The sequence below is a fragment of the Gordonia pseudamarae genome (assembly GCF_025273675.1).
GTDB classification, from domain to species: domain Bacteria; phylum Actinomycetota; class Actinomycetes; order Mycobacteriales; family Mycobacteriaceae; genus Gordonia; species Gordonia pseudamarae.
In genome coordinates this window covers 5,080,893-5,098,135 of sequence record NZ_CP045809.1, presented here as the reverse complement: position 1 = coordinate 5,098,135, position 17,243 = coordinate 5,080,893, and the positions used below count along the sequence as shown (strand labels likewise).

The 17,243-nt window shown below is 67.2% G+C and carries 14 protein-coding genes; 11 read left to right on the top strand and 3 right to left on the bottom strand.

What is annotated here, in order from left to right; all coding sequences use genetic code 11:
- Window positions 1–215: 215 nt before the first annotated feature.
- The 4 genes from GII31_RS22270 to GII31_RS22255 all read left to right on the top strand — a co-directional run bounded on the left by GII31_RS22270 (window position 216) and on the right by GII31_RS22255 (window position 4,746).
- Window positions 216–1,307 carry an S-(hydroxymethyl)mycothiol dehydrogenase gene (locus tag GII31_RS22270; RefSeq protein WP_213245596.1) on the top strand — a complete coding sequence of 364 codons (1,092 nt, stop codon included), beginning with the start codon at window positions 216–218 and terminating at the stop codon, window positions 1,305–1,307.
- Entirely contained in the window at window positions 1,304–1,930 is a 627-nt protein-coding gene (locus GII31_RS22265; RefSeq protein WP_213245594.1) for an MBL fold metallo-hydrolase, read from the top strand. Before GII31_RS22270 ends, GII31_RS22265 begins: the two co-directional genes overlap by 4 nt.
- Window positions 1,931–2,159: 229 nt before the next feature.
- Window positions 2,160–3,887 (top strand): SulP family inorganic anion transporter, encoded by a 1,728-nt coding sequence (locus GII31_RS22260; RefSeq protein ID WP_246222368.1) that lies wholly within the window; start codon window positions 2,160–2,162, stop codon window positions 3,885–3,887.
- A 133-nt stretch (window positions 3,888–4,020) separates the two neighbouring features.
- Entirely contained in the window at window positions 4,021–4,746 is a 726-nt protein-coding gene (locus GII31_RS22255; RefSeq protein WP_213245590.1) for a glutamine amidotransferase, read from the top strand.
- A gap of 12 nt (window positions 4,747–4,758) precedes the next feature.
- On the opposite strand, the gene GII31_RS22250 is transcribed toward GII31_RS22255, so the two are convergent.
- Window positions 4,759–5,790: an NAD(P)-dependent alcohol dehydrogenase gene (locus tag GII31_RS22250; RefSeq protein ID WP_246222010.1), complete on the bottom strand. Its 1,032-nt coding sequence runs from the start codon at window positions 5,788–5,790 to the stop codon at window positions 4,759–4,761.
- Window positions 5,791–5,862: 72 nt separating this feature from the next.
- On the opposite strand from GII31_RS22250, the gene GII31_RS22245 reads away from it, so the two are divergent.
- The gene (locus GII31_RS22245) at window positions 5,863–6,531 is read left to right on the top strand and encodes a TetR/AcrR family transcriptional regulator (protein ID WP_213245588.1); all 669 of its coding nucleotides are present in this window, start codon (window positions 5,863–5,865) and stop codon (window positions 6,529–6,531) included.
- Window positions 6,532–6,560: 29 nt separating this feature from the next.
- Here GII31_RS22245 and GII31_RS22240 read toward each other — a convergent pair whose 3' ends face one another.
- On the bottom strand, window positions 6,561–6,992 hold the full coding sequence (locus GII31_RS22240) for a YccF domain-containing protein (protein WP_213245586.1): 432 nt from the start codon (window positions 6,990–6,992) through the stop codon (window positions 6,561–6,563).
- 360 nt (window positions 6,993–7,352) lie between these two features.
- Here GII31_RS22240 and GII31_RS22235 point away from each other — a divergent pair, with 360 nt between their 5' ends.
- The 3 genes from GII31_RS22235 (at window position 7,353) to GII31_RS22225 (ending at window position 11,092) form a co-directional block, all read left to right on the top strand.
- Window positions 7,353–8,681 carry a sigma-54-dependent transcriptional regulator family protein gene (locus GII31_RS22235; RefSeq protein WP_213245584.1) on the top strand — a complete coding sequence of 443 codons (1,329 nt, stop codon included), beginning with the start codon at window positions 7,353–7,355 and terminating at the stop codon, window positions 8,679–8,681.
- 249 nt (window positions 8,682–8,930) lie between these two features.
- Window positions 8,931–10,454 (top strand): acetaldehyde dehydrogenase ExaC, encoded by a 1,524-nt coding sequence (gene exaC, locus GII31_RS22230; protein WP_213245582.1) that lies wholly within the window; start codon window positions 8,931–8,933, stop codon window positions 10,452–10,454.
- 200 nt (window positions 10,455–10,654) lie between these two features.
- On the top strand, window positions 10,655–11,092 hold the full coding sequence (locus tag GII31_RS22225; protein ID WP_213245580.1) for a DUF779 domain-containing protein: 438 nt from the start codon (window positions 10,655–10,657) through the stop codon (window positions 11,090–11,092).
- A gap of 167 nt (window positions 11,093–11,259) precedes the next feature.
- Here the strand turns inward: GII31_RS22225 and GII31_RS22220 are convergent, their stop codons facing one another.
- Window positions 11,260–11,856: a DUF937 domain-containing protein gene (locus GII31_RS22220; RefSeq protein WP_213245578.1), complete on the bottom strand. Its 597-nt coding sequence runs from the start codon at window positions 11,854–11,856 to the stop codon at window positions 11,260–11,262.
- A gap of 351 nt (window positions 11,857–12,207) precedes the next feature.
- Here GII31_RS22220 and GII31_RS22215 point away from each other — a divergent pair, with 351 nt between their 5' ends.
- The 3 genes from GII31_RS22215 to GII31_RS22205 all read left to right on the top strand — a co-directional run bounded on the left by GII31_RS22215 (window position 12,208) and on the right by GII31_RS22205 (window position 17,212).
- Window positions 12,208–15,081, top strand: a complete 2,874-nt coding sequence (locus GII31_RS22215) for a branched-chain amino acid ABC transporter permease/ATP-binding protein (protein ID WP_213245576.1) — start codon at window positions 12,208–12,210, stop codon at window positions 15,079–15,081.
- A complete protein-coding gene (locus GII31_RS22210) occupies window positions 15,078–15,785 on the top strand; it encodes an ABC transporter ATP-binding protein (protein ID WP_213245574.1) in 708 nt (235 codons plus the stop codon). The genes GII31_RS22215 and GII31_RS22210 overlap by 4 nt, the downstream gene beginning before the upstream one ends.
- Window positions 15,786–15,958: 173 nt before the next feature.
- On the top strand, window positions 15,959–17,212 hold the full coding sequence (locus GII31_RS22205; protein WP_213245572.1) for an ABC transporter substrate-binding protein: 1,254 nt from the start codon (window positions 15,959–15,961) through the stop codon (window positions 17,210–17,212).
- Window positions 17,213–17,243: the final 31 nt, after the last annotated feature.

Genomic DNA, 17,243 nt, shown 5'->3' with positions numbered 1-17,243 from the left:
CTACTTCGCGAGTGACGACCCCGAAATCTGGACACTTGTCTAGTCTTAGGGGAGGCGTTCGGCGCGGACGCTCACGCATGGTGAATTTGCCCACTCATGGTGGACGTAATTTACTACGAGTGGACCGAGCGCGCGGTCGTCTATAGGCTGACGGCCATACGTCCCCTGCAGTCATCAGGTCTTGCAGGTCCACAGCGTCGCGGAAGGAACCTCGTATGTCACAGACCGTCAAAGGTGTTATCTCACGAGCCAAGGGAGCGGCGACCGAGGTCGTCGACGTGGTGGTTCCCGATCCGGGTGCCAACGATGTGATCGTCAAGATCGCTGCGTGCGGTGTGTGCCACACCGACCTGGCCTACCGTGAGGGCGGCATCAACGACGAGTACCCGTTCCTGCTCGGCCACGAGGCCGCGGGCATCGTGGAGACGGTCGGTGAGGCCGTCACCCACGTGGAGGTCGGCGACTTCGTCATCCTCAACTGGCGCGCCGTGTGCGGCCAGTGCCGCGCCTGTCGGCGAGGACGCCCCTGGTACTGCTTCGACACCTTCAACGCCAGTAAGAAGATGACCCTCACCGACGGCACCGAACTCACCCCGGCCCTCGGCATCGGCGCGTTCATCGAGAAGACGCTCATCCATGAGGGTCAGTGCACCAAGGTCAACCCGGAGACCGACCCGGCTGTGGCGGGCCTGCTCGGCTGCGGCGTGATGGCCGGCATCGGTGCGGCCATGAACACCGGCAACGTCGGCCGCGGCGACTCGGTCGCCGTCATCGGCTGCGGCGGCGTGGGTGATGCCGCGATCGCCGGCGCCAAGCTGGCCGGCGCCACCACGATCATCGCCATCGACCGCGACCCGGCCAAGCTGGACTGGGCCACCGGACTCGGCGCAACCCACACCATCAACGGTGCCGAGGTCGACGACGTGGTCGAGGCCGTGCAGGAACTGACCGGTGGCAACGGCGCCGACGTGGTCGTCGACGCGGTGGGCCGTCCGGAAACCTACGAGCAGGCCTTCTATGCCCGTGACCTGGCCGGCACCGTCGTGCTGGTGGGTGTGCCGACGCCGGAGATGAAGCTTGAACTGCCGCTGGTGGACTTCTTCTCGCGCGGCGGCGCGCTCAAGTCGTCGTGGTACGGCGACTGCCTGCCCGAACGCGACTTCCCGATGCTGATCGACCTGTACGAACAGGGCCGCTTGCCGCTGGAAAAGTTCGTCACCGAACGTATCGGGATCAACGACGTCGAGGCCGCCTTCGATGCGATGAAGGCCGGCAAGGTGCTGCGTTCGGTGGTGGAGATCGGATGACCTTCGGCATCACGAACGTCGTCACCTCGGGGACCTTCTCGCTCGACGGTGGCACCTGGGACGTCGACAACAACGTCTGGGTGGTGGGTGACGAGAACGAGGTCGTCATCATCGACGCCGCACACAACGCGGCACCGATCCTGGAGACCGTCGGTGATCGCACCGTGCGGGCGATCGTGTTGACGCACGGCCACAACGATCACGTCACCGTGGCCCCGGAACTGTCGCGGGCCACCGGCGCGCCGATCCTGCTGCACCCCGGCGACGACATGCTCTGGAACCAGACGCATCCCGACGTGACGCACGTCGATCTTGAAGACGGACAGAAGATCTCGGTCGCCGGAACCGAACTGACCGTGATCAACACGCCGGGCCATTCACCCGGATCGTGTGTCGTATACGCCCCCGAGGCCGGCGTATTGTTCAGTGGTGACACGCTTTTCCGCGGCGGTCCGGGTGCGACGGGGCGCTCGTTCTCGAGCTTCCCGACGATCATCGAATCGATCCGCGACAAGATCTTCACGCTCGACCCGGAGACCAAGGTCTACACCGGACACGGCGACGGTACGTCGATCGCCGACGAGGCTCCGCATCTGGAGGAGTGGGTCCGGCGCGGACACTGATCTGCCCGAGCACTGATCCGCAGACGCGACGGCCGTCGGGTCCGCCGGGGACCAACCGGTCCCGGCGGCCCGGAGGCCGTCGCCGAGGTCGGCTGAACGGCAGATCGACTGAACGGCAAGGGCGCCGGGCCCTGGTCGTCCGCCGGATTTCCGGCGTAACGTCCGGTGAGTGAGCGAGGATAACAGGTCCGGCCCGGCATTCGGGAAACCGGGCAGCCGGGTTCGGGACCTGCTTGACCGGGGGCTGCTGAATTCCCTGACACCGCCGTCACTCGTCGGTTACCGGGTGCGCTGGCTCGGCCGGGACGTGCTCGCCGGTGTGACACTGGCGGCCATCGCGATTCCCGAATGTCTGGGGTACGGCGCCATCGCCCAGGTGCCGGTCGTAGCGGGTCTTTACACGATCATCCTGCCCGCCATCGTGTTCGCACTCGTCGGGTCGTCGCGGTTGATGGTGGTGGGGGCCGACTCCGCCACCGCCGCGCTGTTGTCGTCGGGCATCGCCGGGCTCGGGGTGGCCGGGCTGCGGGCCGGTTCGGACCAGTGGCTGCAGTGGGCGTGCCTGATCGCCCTGGTGACCGGGGTGATGCTGTTCGCGGCGTGGATCTTGCGCCTGGGGTTTCTCGGCGATTTCCTGTCCACCGCGGTACTCACGGGATTCCTTACCGGCACCGCGATCACCGTGATGACAGGCCAGCTGCCGACGATGCTCGGCATCCCCGACGGCCACGCCGACCAGATCTGGAACCGGTGGTGGGAGATCGTCCGGGCGATCGACGACATCGATTGGTGGGACGCGCTTCTCGCCGCCATATCACTGCTGGTGCTGGTCGCCGGCCGGCGAATCGCGCCACGCCTGCCGATACCCTTCGTGTTGGTGACCACGGCCATCGCGCTGGTGTGGATTTTCGGCTGGGGTGAGGAGGTCGCGGTCGTCGGAAAGGTGGACGCCGGGCTTCCCGAGCTGGGTCCGCCGGACGGGCTGGGCTTGTCCGACGCGGTCACCGCGGTGTCGATCGCATTCGGGTGCACCATCGTGATCCTGGCGCAAAGCGCCGCGACCGCACGCGGATTCGCGCAGCGTCGAGGTGAATCGGCCGACGTGAACCGGGACATTCTCGGTTTGGCCGGGGCCAATGTCACCGCTGGGCTCAGCGGTGGCTTCGTCGTCAACGGCAGCCCGACCAAAACAGAGGTACTCGATGAGCAGCGAGCGCACAGCCAGGTGGCCAATCTGACCATGGCGGCCGCGACGCTGCTGGTGGTGACGCTGCTCAGCGACGCACTCGCCCATCTGCCGCACGCGGTACTCGGCGCGATCGTGTTCGTGGTCGCGGCCAAACTCATCGATGTCCGCGAATTTGTGCGGATCGGCCGGGTACGCAGATCCGAGCTGGCCATCGCGGTGTTCGCGGCGGTGGTCGTGATCGTGTTCGGCGTGCAGACCGGCATCGTCGCGGCGATGACGGTGTCGCTGCTGGCGCTGATCCGGCGGCAGTATCGCCCCGAACGCTTCGTGATCGGGGTGAATGACCGGGGTACCCGCAGCTTCCTGCCCGCACGGCCCGGCCTGCAATCGTTGCCGGGGCTGATCATCTTCCGCTACGACGCCGACCTCTTCTACGCCAACGCGAGTCGCTTCTCCGAGGATGTGCAGAGCCTGCTGCGATCGGCGCCCACCCCGGTGCGCTGGCTCGTCCTGGACTGCACGGCCATCGGTGACGTCGACTATTCGGCGTCGACGATGCTCGGATCGCTCATCGACTACGTGCACTCGCACGGCGCCCACTTCGTGCTCGCCGGGGTCGATCCCGAACTGCAATCGGCGCTGCTCACCGAGGGTGTGTTGGCCGGACTCGATCCGGACCACGTATACGCCTCGGTCGGTGCGGCGGTGCGTGCATACCGGAGTCTCGACGGGGAAGATGATGAGGCCGCGGGCCAGGAAGGGCCGTAGGCGGACGCGAGCGAGAACGACGCGGCAGAACATCACACCCGCGCACATCGTCGACCCGGTGGTACCGGCCGCCCAACGAGGTTGGGGCCGGCTGCCCGGCTGATGTGTCACGCTCGGCGTAGTGTCCGTGCGTGTGAGTACCGCATACGTCGTCCGGCACCTGATGTTCGAGGATGCAGGACTCCTCGCGCCACTGCTCATCGAGCGGGGCTATCGCATCAGAGTTATCGAACCGGGAGTCGATGATCCGGGCCCCGGCGGTGTGCTGTCCGAGGCCGACGATTCCGACCTGCTCATCGTCCTCGGTGGCCCGATCGGGGTGGGTGACGCCGCCGGGTATCCCTTTCTCGTCGACGAGACCGCGGCTCTGCGGGAGTGGATCGACGCCGGGCGTCCCGTCCTGGGTATCTGCCTCGGTGCACAACTCATCGCCGCGGCGCTGGGTGCGCGGGTGCGACCGACGGGACGCAAGGAGATCGGATTCTCCGAACTCGAATTGACCGATGAGGGGTCCCGGTCGGTGCTCGCGCCGCTGGCCGGGGTCGACGTCCTGCACTGGCACGGCGACGAGTTCCTCGTGCCCGACGGAGCGGCGTTGCTGGCATCGACGCCGGGGTTTCCCAACCAGGCCTTCGCAGTCGGCGGGCCGACGGGTGATCGGGTGTTGGCACTGCAGTTTCACCTGGAGGTGGAGTGCGGTCTCATCGAGCGCTGGCTCATCGGCCATGCCGGTGAGTTGGCGGCGTCGGGGATCGATCCCCAGGCCATTCGCGACGATGCGGCGACGGCGCGGCCGGCCCTGGAGGCCGCTGCCGCCGCAGTGTTCTCGCGCTGGCTGGATCGGGTGGCGGCGGCGTGATCGGCGGCCCGCTCAGCGATCGAGGGTGACCACGATCTTGCCGCGGGCCGCCCCGGACAGCAGGTAGTCCATCGCCCGCGCGGCGTCGTCGAGGGCGAACACCTTGTCGACGGCGGGCCGGATGCGGCCGTCGTCGACCATCGCCGCGAGTTCGGCGATGTCGGCGCCGGTCTCCTTGCTGACCAAGCCGGTGAGGCGGTGGCGCACGAACAGCGAGGTGACGCCCGCGTACAGCTGCCGCTGCACGCCGTCGGTCCAGCGGCCGCCGGTCTCGGCGCCGACGACGACCAGCGTGCCCCGGTTGGTGAGCATCCGCCGCAGCCTGCGGACCGGCAGATACCCGGCGATGTCGATGACGGTGTCGAACCGGGCGCCCGTGCGGTCGATCGGGCCGGCGGTGTAGTCGATGAAGCCGCTCGCGCCGAGTGACCGCACGAAGTCCTCCTTGGGTCCGGACGCCGCCGCGATGACCTCGGCTCCCGCGGCCGTGGCGATCTGCACCGCGTACGAGCCGACCCCACCGGATGCGCCGGTGACCAGCACGCGGCCACCCGGGGCGATGCGTCCGGTGCGGACGGCCTGCAGTGCGGTGAGCCCCGAGATCGGCAGGGCGGCGGCCTGCGCCGGGGCGGCCGCCGACGGTGCCACCGCGAGCCGGGTGAGCGGGACCGTCGCGTATTCGGCCAGTGAGCCGTCGGCGGTGCCGATCACCTCATCACCGCAGGTGAATCCGGTGACCCCCGGGCCCACTGCGGCGATCGTCCCGGCGATGTCGCGGCCGGGGATCGGCGTCCTGGGCCTGCGCATTCCGATCGCGGGCCGGGCGATGAGCGGCAGACCGGCCATCAGATGCCAGGTGCCCCGGTCGATGGCCGCAGCCCGCGTCCGGACGAGAACCTCACCGGGACCCGGCTCGGGCCGGGCCAGCCGGGTGATCTCGAAGGTTTCGCTGCCGCCGTATCGGCGCTGAACGATCGCCCGCATCGTCGCGGTCGCCTGTGTGGGTGGGTCCTGCATCGTCGCCTCGCCGTCCGTCCGAAACACCCTTACTTTGTAAGGCATGCGGCTCAAGCTACCCTTACAAAGTAAGGGCGTCAATCGTGGGAAAGGTGCGACATGTCCGGAAACTCGCGCTCGACACCGCTGACGCGCGCCGACATCGTCGGTGGCGCGATGGCCATCGCCGACGCCGACGGGCTCGGCGCGGTCACCATGCGCGCCATCGCCCGCGGCCTCGGTGTCGAGGCCATGTCGCTGTACCACCACGTCGCCAACAAGGACGCGATTCTCGACGCGCTCGTCGACGCCGTCTTCGACGAGATGTACACCCCGCGGATCGGTGCGCCGTGGGCGCAGGAGCTGCGCCGCCGCTGCCATTCGGGGCGCGAGGTGCTGACCCGTCATCCGTGGGCGGTCGGCCTGATGGATTCGCGCCGGGGCGCCGGGTACGCGACGATGCGGCACCACGACGCCGTTCTGGGCTGCCTGCGCGAGGCCGGATTCACACTCGAGGCGGCGGGTGCGGCATTCGCCGTGCTCGACGCCTACCTGTACGGATTCCTCGTCCAGGAACTCGCGCTGCCGTTCGGCGGGGACACCGAGCGCACCGAGGTCGTCGGCGAGATGCTCACCGCAGTACCGGACGGGGAGTTGCGCTACCTCAGTGAGTACGCGACCGGGCGTGTCTGCCTGCCCGGATACTCCTTCGGCAACGAGTTCGACCCGGGGCTCGAGCTGATCATCGACGGGCTCGAACGGCGCCGGGTGGCCGACCGGGCGCGGTAGGACCGGTCGGTGCCGTTACCGATATCGCGCTACCGGTACTGCTGGGGCGCCCCAAACTGCTGCGGGGGATAACCGGTGGCCGCGGGGGAGTCGCTGGGCACGATCTCGGCGCCCAGTGGCAACAGCGACACCGGCACCATCTTGAACGAGGCGATCCCCAGCGGGATACCGATGACGGTCAGGCACAACGCGATGCCGGTGGTGATATGACCGATCGCCAGCCAGATGCCCGCGACCAGCAGCCAGATGATGTTGCCGACCATCGACATCGTGCCGGCCTCGGGGTGGCGCACCACGGTGCGGCCGAACGGCCACAGGGCGTAGTTCGCCATCCGGAAGCTGGCGATGCCGAACGGAATGGTGATGATGAAGATGACACAGATGACGCCCGCCACGGCGTAGCCGATCGCCATCCAGAACCCCGCCAACAGCAGCCAGATCACGTTCAACACGGTCTTCATCGGTGTGCCTCTCTCCCGGATGTCGCCTCTCATTCTGCCCTGCCGGGCACCCGTTCGGGTGATGTGACCGGCGTCGCGTGTATGACCCGAGACATCGCTCTGTGACACCGTGGTCGATGACGCCTCGTGTGCGACGCATCGTCGATGTTTCACATGAAACATCGACGATGACGTGCGGCGAGACCGATGCGGACGGGTATCTTCGGGATCAAGTACGTGCAACCGTGCGCTGATCACGCCGGTATTCCGGGCAGCGGCAGGAGGGCAATGGGACAAGGTCCCCACATCGTCCGGGTTATCGTTGCCTGCATCACAGTGTCACGGCACAATTGGACATGATGACGAAGTCGGTGAGTGGATGTGAGTGATCCCGGTGCGGGGCCTTCGCGTGTTCGGCGCGCTTACGAGGATTTTCTGTCCGGTGTCACGCCGTCATCCGACGCCGTCCGCACCGTGGTCCGCGACTCCTGGGCCCGATCCATGCACAATGGCGTCGATCCTGGGATAACCAGTCCCGACGACCCGCGGGTGATGAGCCACCCGGAGTTCATCGAGTACCGCGCGACCCACCCCATCACCGCCGTCCTTCCGCTCGTGCGTTCGCTCATGCTCGATGACATCGCCGATTCCGGCGTGCTGGTCGCGCTCACGGACGAGGTCGGCAGGCTGCTGTGGGTCGAGGGATCCTCGGATGCCCGCGACAGGGCCGGCGGTATCAACTTCGTCGAAGGCTCGGTGTGGAGCGAGGACGTCGTCGGCACCAATGCCCCGGGTCTGGCGCTGGCCGTCGACCGCGGGGTGCAGGTGATCGGCCCCGAACATTTCGCCGGACCGGTCCAGCAGTGGAGCTGCGCGGCCGCGCCGGTGCACGATCCGATCACCGGGCACGTCATCGGTGCGATCGATGTGACCGGTGGGCGCGAGGTGGAGGCGCCGTTCGCCCTTGCCGCCGTCCGCTCGGTGGTCGCGGCCGTGGAGCGTGAACTCAAATCTCGCGCGGTCGACCTCGCCGCCGTCCGCGACGGCGCGCGGCGGTCGGGCCGGTCCTCGGGCATCCCGCACGTCGTGGGAACCACGGTGCCCGCGCCGCGCGGGGCACGGTTGGAGGTGCTCGGTGACGGCGGATATCGCTGGCAGCGAGGCGGCGACATGACCGGCGTGCGCAACCTGTCCAAGCGGCACGCCGAGATCCTGGTACTTCTGCAGTCCTTCCCCGACGGCCTCGGCACCGAACAGCTCGCGCTGCTGCTCGCCGAGGACGGCCTCGACCCGGTCACCGTCCGCGCCGAGATCTCCCGGCTTCGCAAGGACCTGGGCAGCACGGTGGTGGGATCCCGTCCGTACCGACTGACCGTCGCCGTCGATTCGGACCTCGGCCGGATCCGCGAGCAGATCGCCTCGGGCGACGACCTGGTCTCGGCGATCGAACGGCTCGGCCGCGGCGGATTGCTCGCCGAATCGTCGGCCCCCGGCATCGTCGATATTCTCGAAGAACTACGGGAGGATCTGCGCTCGCGCATCATCGCCGCCGGCGACGTGGCCGCGTTGCGCAGGTGGACGACGTCGGTGCACGGCCGCGACGATCTCGACGCCTGGCGGAGGCTGGAGCACCGGCTGCCGCCCGGACATCCCGACCGGGCTGTTGTCGCCGGACGTATTCGATTGCTGGACAAGCGCTTCGGGATCTGAGTCGAATTCTCCGCCGCGCACGCCGCAGCCCCACCGCGCGGATGTCGCCGACGGCGGGGTCGTGAGATCACGTCTGGAGACCAGGTGCCGCCGGGGTCATGACTCCAGGGCGTGCTGAACAGATGTTTACCTGCGGTTGTCGTGTTCTCCCAACGTTGGCAACGTAATGCATGGTGACTGCAACCACCCCAGCTCTAATCTATGTAACAGATCACATCCAGGTCCGCGCCACACTGTTGAGGAGAAGCGATGACTGTTTACACCAAGCCGGGCACCGAGGGTTCGGTGATGAACTTTGAATCCCGCTACGAGAACTGGATCGGCGGCAAGTGGGTTCCGCCGGTCAAGGGCCAGTACTTCGAGAACCCGTCCCCCGTCGACGGCAAGGTGTTCTGCGAGGTCGCCCGCTCGACCGCCGAGGATATCGACCTCGCCCTCGACGCCGCCCACGCCGCCGCACCGGCCTGGGGCAAGACCTCCGTCGCCGAGCGTTCGCTGATCTTGCTCCGCATCGCCGATCGCATCGAGGAGAACCTCGAGAAGATCGCCGTCGCCGAGACCTGGGACAACGGCAAGGCCGTCCGCGAGACCCTCGCCGCGGACATCCCGCTCGCCGTCGACCACTTCCGCTACTTCGCCGGTGCCCTTCGCGCGCAGGAGGGCTCGATCTCCGAGGTCGACGAGGACACCGTCGCCTACCACTTCCACGAGCCCCTCGGCGTGGTCGGCCAGATCATCCCGTGGAACTTCCCGATCCTCATGGCCGTGTGGAAGCTCGCCCCAGCGCTCGCCGCCGGCAACGCGGTGGTGCTCAAGCCGGCCGAGCAGACCCCCGCCTCGATCCTGTACGTGATGAGCCTCATCAGCGACCTGCTGCCCGACGGTGTCATCAACATCGTCAACGGCTTCGGTGTGGAGGCGGGCAAGCCGCTCGCGTCGAGCAACCGGATCCGCAAGATCGCGTTTACCGGTGAGACCACCACCGGCCGCCTCATCATGCAGTACGCGTCGGAGAACCTGATCCCGGTCACCCTCGAACTCGGCGGTAAGAGCCCCAACATCTTCTTCAGCGATGTCACCGCCAAGGACGACGGCTTCCTCGACCGCGCCCTCGAAGGCTTCACGATGTTCGCGCTCAACCAGGGCGAGGTGTGCACCTGCCCGAGCCGCGCACTCATCCAGGGCGACATCTACGACGACTTCATCGGTAAGGCCGTCGAGCGCGTCAAGCAGATCAAGCAGGGCAACCCGCTCGACACCGACACGATGATGGGTGCGCAGGCATCCAACGATCAGTTCGAGAAGATCACCTCGTACCTGAACATCGGCAAGCAGGAAGGCGCCAAGGTCCTCACCGGTGGCGAGCCCGCCGACCTCGGTGGCGACCTCGCGGGTGGCTACTACATCCAGCCCACCGTGTTCGCCGGCGACAACAAGATGCGCATATTCCAGGAGGAGATCTTCGGTCCGGTTCTCGCGGTCACCACGTTCGACTCCTACGAGGACGCGATGGCCATCGCCAACGACACCCTGTACGGCCTCGGTGCGGGTGTGTGGACCCGTGACGGTGCCACCGCGTACCGCGCCGGCCGCGAAATCCAGGCCGGTCGTGTGTGGACCAACACTTACCACGACTACCCGGCACACGCCGCCTTCGGTGGTTACAAGCAGTCCGGTATCGGCCGCGAGAATCATCTGATGATGCTCGAGCACTATCAGCAGACGAAGAACCTGCTGGTCGGTTACGCTCAGAGTGCGAAGGGTTTCTTCTGATCCGGAGAACCGTCCGGAGGATTCTGATTCCCTGATTCTCCGGGAAGGAGTTGTCGTCCGGAAAGGAATTGTCCGGGAAGGAATTGTTCGGGCCTGGGCCGTCACCGCGATGAGGATGTCGCGGTGGCAGTCCAGGCTCGGGTTACAGCCAAGTCACTGTCGGGACCGCTTTCATCAACCAGATTGAGAGGTGACAATCCGTGTCAGAACAGAATGTTTCACAACAGGACGTTCCCGATCGGGTCACCGCCACAGACTCCGCCGTGCAACTCCTGACCAAACTATCGGAGTTGCACGGCGGCCTCATGATCCACCAATCCGGCGGCTGCTGTGACGGTTCGGCCCCGATGTGCTACCCGGTCGGCGAATACCGCATCGGCCAACGCGACGTGCTGGTCGGTGAGATCGGACTACCCGAACCCATTCCGGCGGTGCGGGTCTGGATCAACGGTGACCAGTTCGAATTGTGGAAGCACACACAGTTGATCCTCGACGTGGTCAAGGGCCGCGGTGCCGGATTCAGCCTGGAGGCCCCTGAGGGTGTGCGTTTCCTGTCGCGCTCAAGGGCTTTCAGTGCCGACGAGAACGATCTGCTGGCCCAGGCACCGCCGAAGGTCGGGGCTGATTTCAGCGCGTAGGTCATCGGCCCCGTACCGCCGGTTGAGATGTGACCACGGTAGGTGAAGTGCGGGCCTGTGAGCCCAGAAACCCGGTGAGACGACGACGCCGTCGTCTCACCGGGTTTCTTGTCATCTCACCGGTTTCGAGGTTCGCCGCCCGCGCCCTCACCTTTACCGGCCGGTGGCTACTTGCGGCCGCCGAGGATTCCGCCGAGCAGATCGCCGAGTCCGCCGCCCTTGGCCGCCCCGCCGCCCGCGTTGCCGCCGAGCACCGAACCCAGGATGCCGCCCAGGCCGCCGCCCGCGTTGCCGCCGAGTACCGAACCCAGGATGCTGCCGAGGTCGCCGCCGGAGGATTTCGTGCCGCCGCCCTTGCCGCCGAGGACCTTGGAGGTCAGGTAGCTGAGCACGATCGGTGCGAGTATCGGCAGCAGCTTCTGCACCAGACCCTGGTCGACACCCGCGGCGGCGTTGGCGCCGGACAATGCCTGGGCGACGTTGTCGGTCTCGGAACCGAAGATCTTGTTGACGATCTTGCCGCCGTCGGCGGTGTCGACGTCGGCGAGGTTGATGTCGCCTTCGGCGAGGTCGGCCGGGTGCTGGGCGAGCGCTGATGCGAGCCCCTGGGCCGATGCCTCGTCGGTGGTCTGCTGCTGCAGCCCGGTCAGCAACGCCGGCACCGCCTGTTCGACCGCCGCGCGGGCGGTCGTGTCGTCGACACCGAGTTGCTTGGCGATGTCGCTGACGGGGATGCGGGTGAGCAGGTCGTCGAGATCTGACATGGTGAACCTTTCCTGGGTCCGGCGCCGTCGCCGGCCGTCTCGCTGAACTGCGAGAACTCTATCCCGTTGCCGGTGTCGGCGACGGGATCGCGATGGCCCGCGCCCCGTCGGTGGGGTGAGTCGAGGCATTGCATGGACGGTCCCCGACTGGGATCGTCTCCGAGTGGATCCCCGGTGGGGGCCGCTCGATCCGGCCGTAAGAAAAGCGATGTAGTTGTCAAGAGTCGGGCGCCGTTGCCAACAGGCTATCGGGGTCGATACTGTTGGCATCACGGTGAGACTCACGTCACATTGCTCATGCCTACGGAGGGACACGGCCACGATGCCCGTAGACAGTCCGGGGTGGTCACGGTGACCGACCACGTTCAGTTTCTGCTGCTCGGACTCGGGTCGGGTGGGGTGTTCGCCGCCCTCGCACTGGCACTGGTGGTGATCTACCGCAGCTCCGGCGTGATGAACTTCGCCACCGGATCGCTGGCCCTGTTTGGCGCGTACACCTACGCCTACCTGCGCCAGGGTGAGTTGCTGGTGATGATCCCCGGACTGCCCGAGAGCATCGAGATCGGCGGTGATCCGGGATTCGCGGTCGCGGCCGTCATCTCGATGATCGCGTGCGCGGCAGTCGGCCTGCTTCTGTACCTGGCGGTGTTCCGGCCATTGCGCAAGGCGCCACCGGTGGCGCGTACGGTCGCGTCGATCGGCGTGATGATCATCTTCGCCGCCCTCACCACCGCCCGGCTGGGCACCAAGGGGCCGGCCGTCGATGCGATCTTCCCGATCGACATCCTCGAGTTCGGTGACATCCGGGTGCCCCTGGACCGGGTGCTGTTCGCCGCCACCATCGTGGTGATCGCCCTGGCCCTGGCCGCGGCCTACCGGTTCACCCGGTTCGGGCTGGCCACCCGCGCGGCGTCGGAGAGCGAGGCGGGAGCCTACGTCAGCGGACTGTCCCCGGACAGGATCGCCGCCGCCAACTGGATGATCGGCGCCGCCGTCGCGGGCCTGGCCGGCATCCTGATCTCGCCGATCGTGCCGCTCACGCCCAACGCCTACACGCTGTTCATCGTGCCCGCGCTGGCCGCGGCGATCATCGGCCGGTTCTCCTCGATCCTGGCGGCGGTCGCCGCGGGTCTGGTGATCGGGATGTTGCAGTCGGAGGCCACCTACCTGCCGCGCGTGTACGACTGGCTGCCCTCGACCGGGCTGGTCGAGCTGGTGCCGCTGATCGTGGTGCTGGTGGTGCTGGTGTTGTGGGCCAAACCGCTGCATTCGCGGGGTGCGGTGATCGTCTCCGGACTCGGCAGCGCGCCGTACCCGCGGCACGTGGCCGCGTGGGCGGCGGTGGCGGCGGTCGTGGGTGCTGTGGCGGTCATGGTGACCGGCGGCGACTGGCGACTGGCGGTCATCGCCACGATCATCATGACGGTCATCGGGCTGTCGCAGGTGGTGGTCACCGGCTACGCGGGCCAGGTGTCGCTGGCACAGCTGGCCATCGCCGGTGCGGCCGCGTTCCTGGTCGGCCCGATCACCGACAGCTGGGGCGTCCCGTTCCCGTTCGCGCCGCTGCTCGCCGCACTGATCGCCGCGGCCATCGGTGTGGTGATCGGACTGCCCGCGTTGCGCATCCGCGGTCTCACCGTGGCGGTGGTGACGCTGACGATGGCGTACACGCTGGAGGCGTTCTGGTTCCGCAACACCGACTTCGTCGACGCGAGCGGTGTCGACGTCCCCGACCCGTCGATCTTCGGCATCGATCTCGGTGTCGGCACCGGCGGCGACTACCCCCGCGCGGGCTTCGGGCTGTTCGCGCTGGCGGTGGCGATCGCCGTGGGCGTCGGGGTCGCGATGCTGCGGCGCAGCCGCCTCGGCTCCCGGATGCTCGCGGTACGCGCCAACGAACGATCGGCCGCGGCGTCGGGGGTCAACGTGGTGGCCACCAAGCTCGCCGCGTTCGGCATTGCCGCGTTCATCGCCGGTCTCGGCGGTACGTTGCTGGCCTACCAGCAGACCAATGTCTCGTTCCAGCCCTTCGCGGTGCTGTACAGCGTGCTGCTGTTCGCCACGGTGTACCTGGCCGGGGTGACCTCGGTGACGGGTGGGGTGATCGGCGGTGTTCTCGCCACGGGCGGGGTGTTCTACTACGGCCTCGACGCGGCCGGTGGCGGCGACCTGTATCAGCTTCTGGTCGGACTGGCACTGATCGTCGTGGTGCTCTTCCGGCCGGAGGGAATCGCCGGTGGGGTGCTGGCGGCGGGCAGGACGATCAGGCGAGGCCCGCCGGCCCCAGCCGATACGGCATCGGTGACCGGGCACGGCGCGGCCGAGACTGCGCCGGCGCTCACCCACACCGCCGGGACCGACCGCGTAAGAATATCTAATTCGGCTCCTGTGCACGAGATTTCGGATACCGATGTGGTGCTGAAGCTGTCCGGGGTCACCGTACGGTACGGCGGCGTGGTCGCCGTAGACGACGTCGGGTTCTCGGTGCCGCGCGGCGCCATCGTCGGGCTCATCGGGCCCAACGGTGCGGGCAAGACCACCCTGATGGACGCGATCAGTGGCTTCGCCCGCTGCGAGGGCGAGGTCGGACTGGCCTCGGCATCGGGAGAGATCGGCATCATCAGCAGCGAGAGTACCTACCGCAGAATCCGTTCCGGCCTCGGCCGAACGTTCCAGGCCATCGAACTCTACGAGGATCTCAGTGTCGCCGAGAACGTGTCGGTGGGGCTGTCCGGCCGGCCGGCCGGTGCGCGGGCGGACGCGGCCGAACTCGACGAGATCTTCGCCACTCTGGGCCTTTCCGGCGTCCAGCATGTTGCGGCCGGACAGCTCTCGCAGGGACAGCGGCAGTTGGTGTCGATCGCGCGGGCGCTGGCGGGCACACCGTCGGTGCTGCTGCTCGACGAACCCGCGGGCGGTCTGGACACCGGTGAAAGCGCCTGGCTGGGTGAGCGTCTCAAGGCATTGCGGAACACCGGCGTGAGCATCCTGCTCGTCGAGCACGACATGGGCCTGGTGCTGAGTATCTGCGATCGGATCCACGTACTCGACTTCGGCAAGCTGCTCGCCAGTGGCACTCCCGAACAGATCCGCACCGACCCGGCTGTGCTCACGGCCTATCTGGGAACGTCCGCCTCCGGTGCTGCGGATCCGGCGACCGCGGTCGCCGGACCGTCGGCGGACACCACACGAGCGGCGGACGCCACAAGCGAGGCCGTGTCATGAGTTTGGTGGTTTCCGGACTGGTCGCCGGACACGGGAAGGTCCCCGTGGTGCGGGGTCTGGATCTGGCGGTGCCCGGCGGCACGGTGCTCGCGCTGCTCGGGCCGAACGGCGCGGGCAAGTCCACGGTGATGCTCACGCTCGCCGGTCTGCTGCCCCGGCTGGGCGGCGAGGTGCGGGTCGGTGACCGATCCTTGCCGAGTGGAAATCCCGGCCGGACCAACAAGTCCGGCCTTGTCCTCGTGCCCGACTCCCGGGCGCTGTTCGGCGGATTGACCGTGGCCGAGACTCTTTCGCTCTCGGAACGAGAAGGGGGTGTCACCTCCGCCGAGGTTTCCGACCTGTTCCCCGCCCTGCGAAAACGCTGGAAGGTCAAGGCGGCAGCACTGTCCGGCGGTGAGCAGCAGATGCTCGCCGTGGCGCGGGCTCTGGTACAGAAGCCGGGCGTGCTGCTGATCGATGAGATGAGCATGGGACTCGCGCCGGTCATCGTCGAGGGACTGCTTCCGGTGGTCCGGGATATTGCCGATTCCACCGGTGCCGCAGTGATTCTGGTGGAACAGCATGTGGCGTTGGCGCTGGAGGTGGCCGACGAGGCGATGGTGCTGGTACATGGTGCGGTCACGCTGCGCGGCACCGCCGCCGAACTGCGGAAATCGCCGGAGGTGCTGCGCGGAGCGTACTTCGGCGGCGACACCGCGGCCTGAATCTTCGGGCAATTCCGGGAAAGTTGCCGGAAATTTCTGTTTTTCGGGCAGAATCAGCAGCACGCACATGTGCTGAATGGTCGGGATCATCCAGCTCGGCGCTCCAGGTGCGGTGGCGTCGAAAATTGTTTTGCCGCAGTACTTCACTGCGCTTTGAGCACTTGGGAGAGAACGTGACGGTTACCTGGCGCAAGCGGGCGATGGCGCTCGCATGTACGGCTGCGGCAACAACATTGGTGATAGCGGGTTGCTCGGGCAGCGACGACGACTCCGATGACGGTGCCGCGGATACCGCGGTGCTCGGTGAGGCGAAGGCGGCGTCGGGTGATCCGATCGAGCTTGTGCTGAACACCACCGGCGACAAGGCCCCGGCGTACACGCACGAAACCGAGGTCGCCAACGCCACGGTCTCCTACATCAACGACTACCTCGGCGGCATCAGCGGCCGGCCGGTCAAGCTGACGATCTGCTACGACGACATCCAGGCCGCCAAGGCCCGCGAATGCGCCAACAAGGCGGTCGGCTCGCCGGCCGTCGCGGTGCTCGGCGGCAGCCCGTCCAACCCGGACTCGGTCACCGCGGTCACCTCGCCGGCGGCGATGCCGTATTTCATCGCGGTCGGTGGCGGGCAGACGACTCTGCTGCAGCCCAACAGCTATGCCCTGTCCAACAGCGTCGGTGGCCTGCTGGGCCAGCCGGTGTACATCGCCAAGGAGAAGGGCGTCAGCAAGGTTGCCGTCCTGGTGATCGACGCGCCGATCGCCACCACCCCGTTCACATCGCTCGGCGGGATTGTCAAGGCCAATTCGGGTGTCGAACTCGAAGTGGTCGCGGTGCCGCCGGGCACCGCCGACATGACGCCGTTCGTCCAGTCGGCGGTGAAGAGCGGGGCCGGTCAGATCCACCTGGTCGGCGACGAGGCCTTCTGCACCCCGATCTTCAAGGCGATCGCGAGTCTCGGTGTGGATCTGCCGATCACGGCGCTGTCGAACTGCGTGAGCGAGGACGGCGCCGAGCAGGTGCCCGGTGGATATCCGGAGGCCGATGTGCTGGTGACGGCCAATCGTGATCCGGAGTCCGAGGACTACAAGGTTTTCCAGGCGGTTCTGGACAAGTACGGCGTCGATGACGACAAGGAGGATGGCGTCACCGCCTACTGGGCGATTCTCAGCCTGCAGCGGGCTCTCGACGGCATGACGGGCGAGATCTCCCGCGAAACCATCATCGACCGGCTCAACACGATGTCCGAACCGGTGGTGATTCCGATGATGAACGGCAAGACGTTCCAGTGCGGCACCAAGCCGATGCCGATCACGCCCAACGTGTGCTCCGGCGGTATCCTCAGCGCGGCACTGAAGTCCGACGGTGACATCGGCGAGGTCAACTCCCTGGACGTGGCGTCCTACTTCACGATGCCGGGCCAATAGGCCTATCCGGCACTATTATTCGGAGTCCAAG

Bases quoted from the DNA above. Each gene is read 5' to 3' on its own strand.
- GII31_RS22270 (WP_213245596.1), top strand. From the start codon at position 216: ATGTCACAGACCGTCAAAGGTGTTATCTCACGAGCCAAGGGAGCGGCG.
- GII31_RS22265 (WP_213245594.1), top strand. From the start codon at position 1,304: ATGACCTTCGGCATCACGAACGTCGTCACCTCGGGGACCTTCTCGCTC.
- GII31_RS22245 (WP_213245588.1), top strand. From the start codon at position 5,863: ATGTCCGGAAACTCGCGCTCGACACCGCTGACGCGCGCCGACATCGTC.
- GII31_RS22240 (WP_213245586.1), bottom strand. From the start codon at position 6,992: ATGAAGACCGTGTTGAACGTGATCTGGCTGCTGTTGGCGGGGTTCTGG.
- exaC (WP_213245582.1), top strand. From the start codon at position 8,931: ATGACTGTTTACACCAAGCCGGGCACCGAGGGTTCGGTGATGAACTTT.
- GII31_RS22220 (WP_213245578.1), bottom strand. From the start codon at position 11,856: ATGTCAGATCTCGACGACCTGCTCACCCGCATCCCCGTCAGCGACATC.
- GII31_RS22210 (WP_213245574.1), top strand. From the start codon at position 15,078: ATGAGTTTGGTGGTTTCCGGACTGGTCGCCGGACACGGGAAGGTCCCC.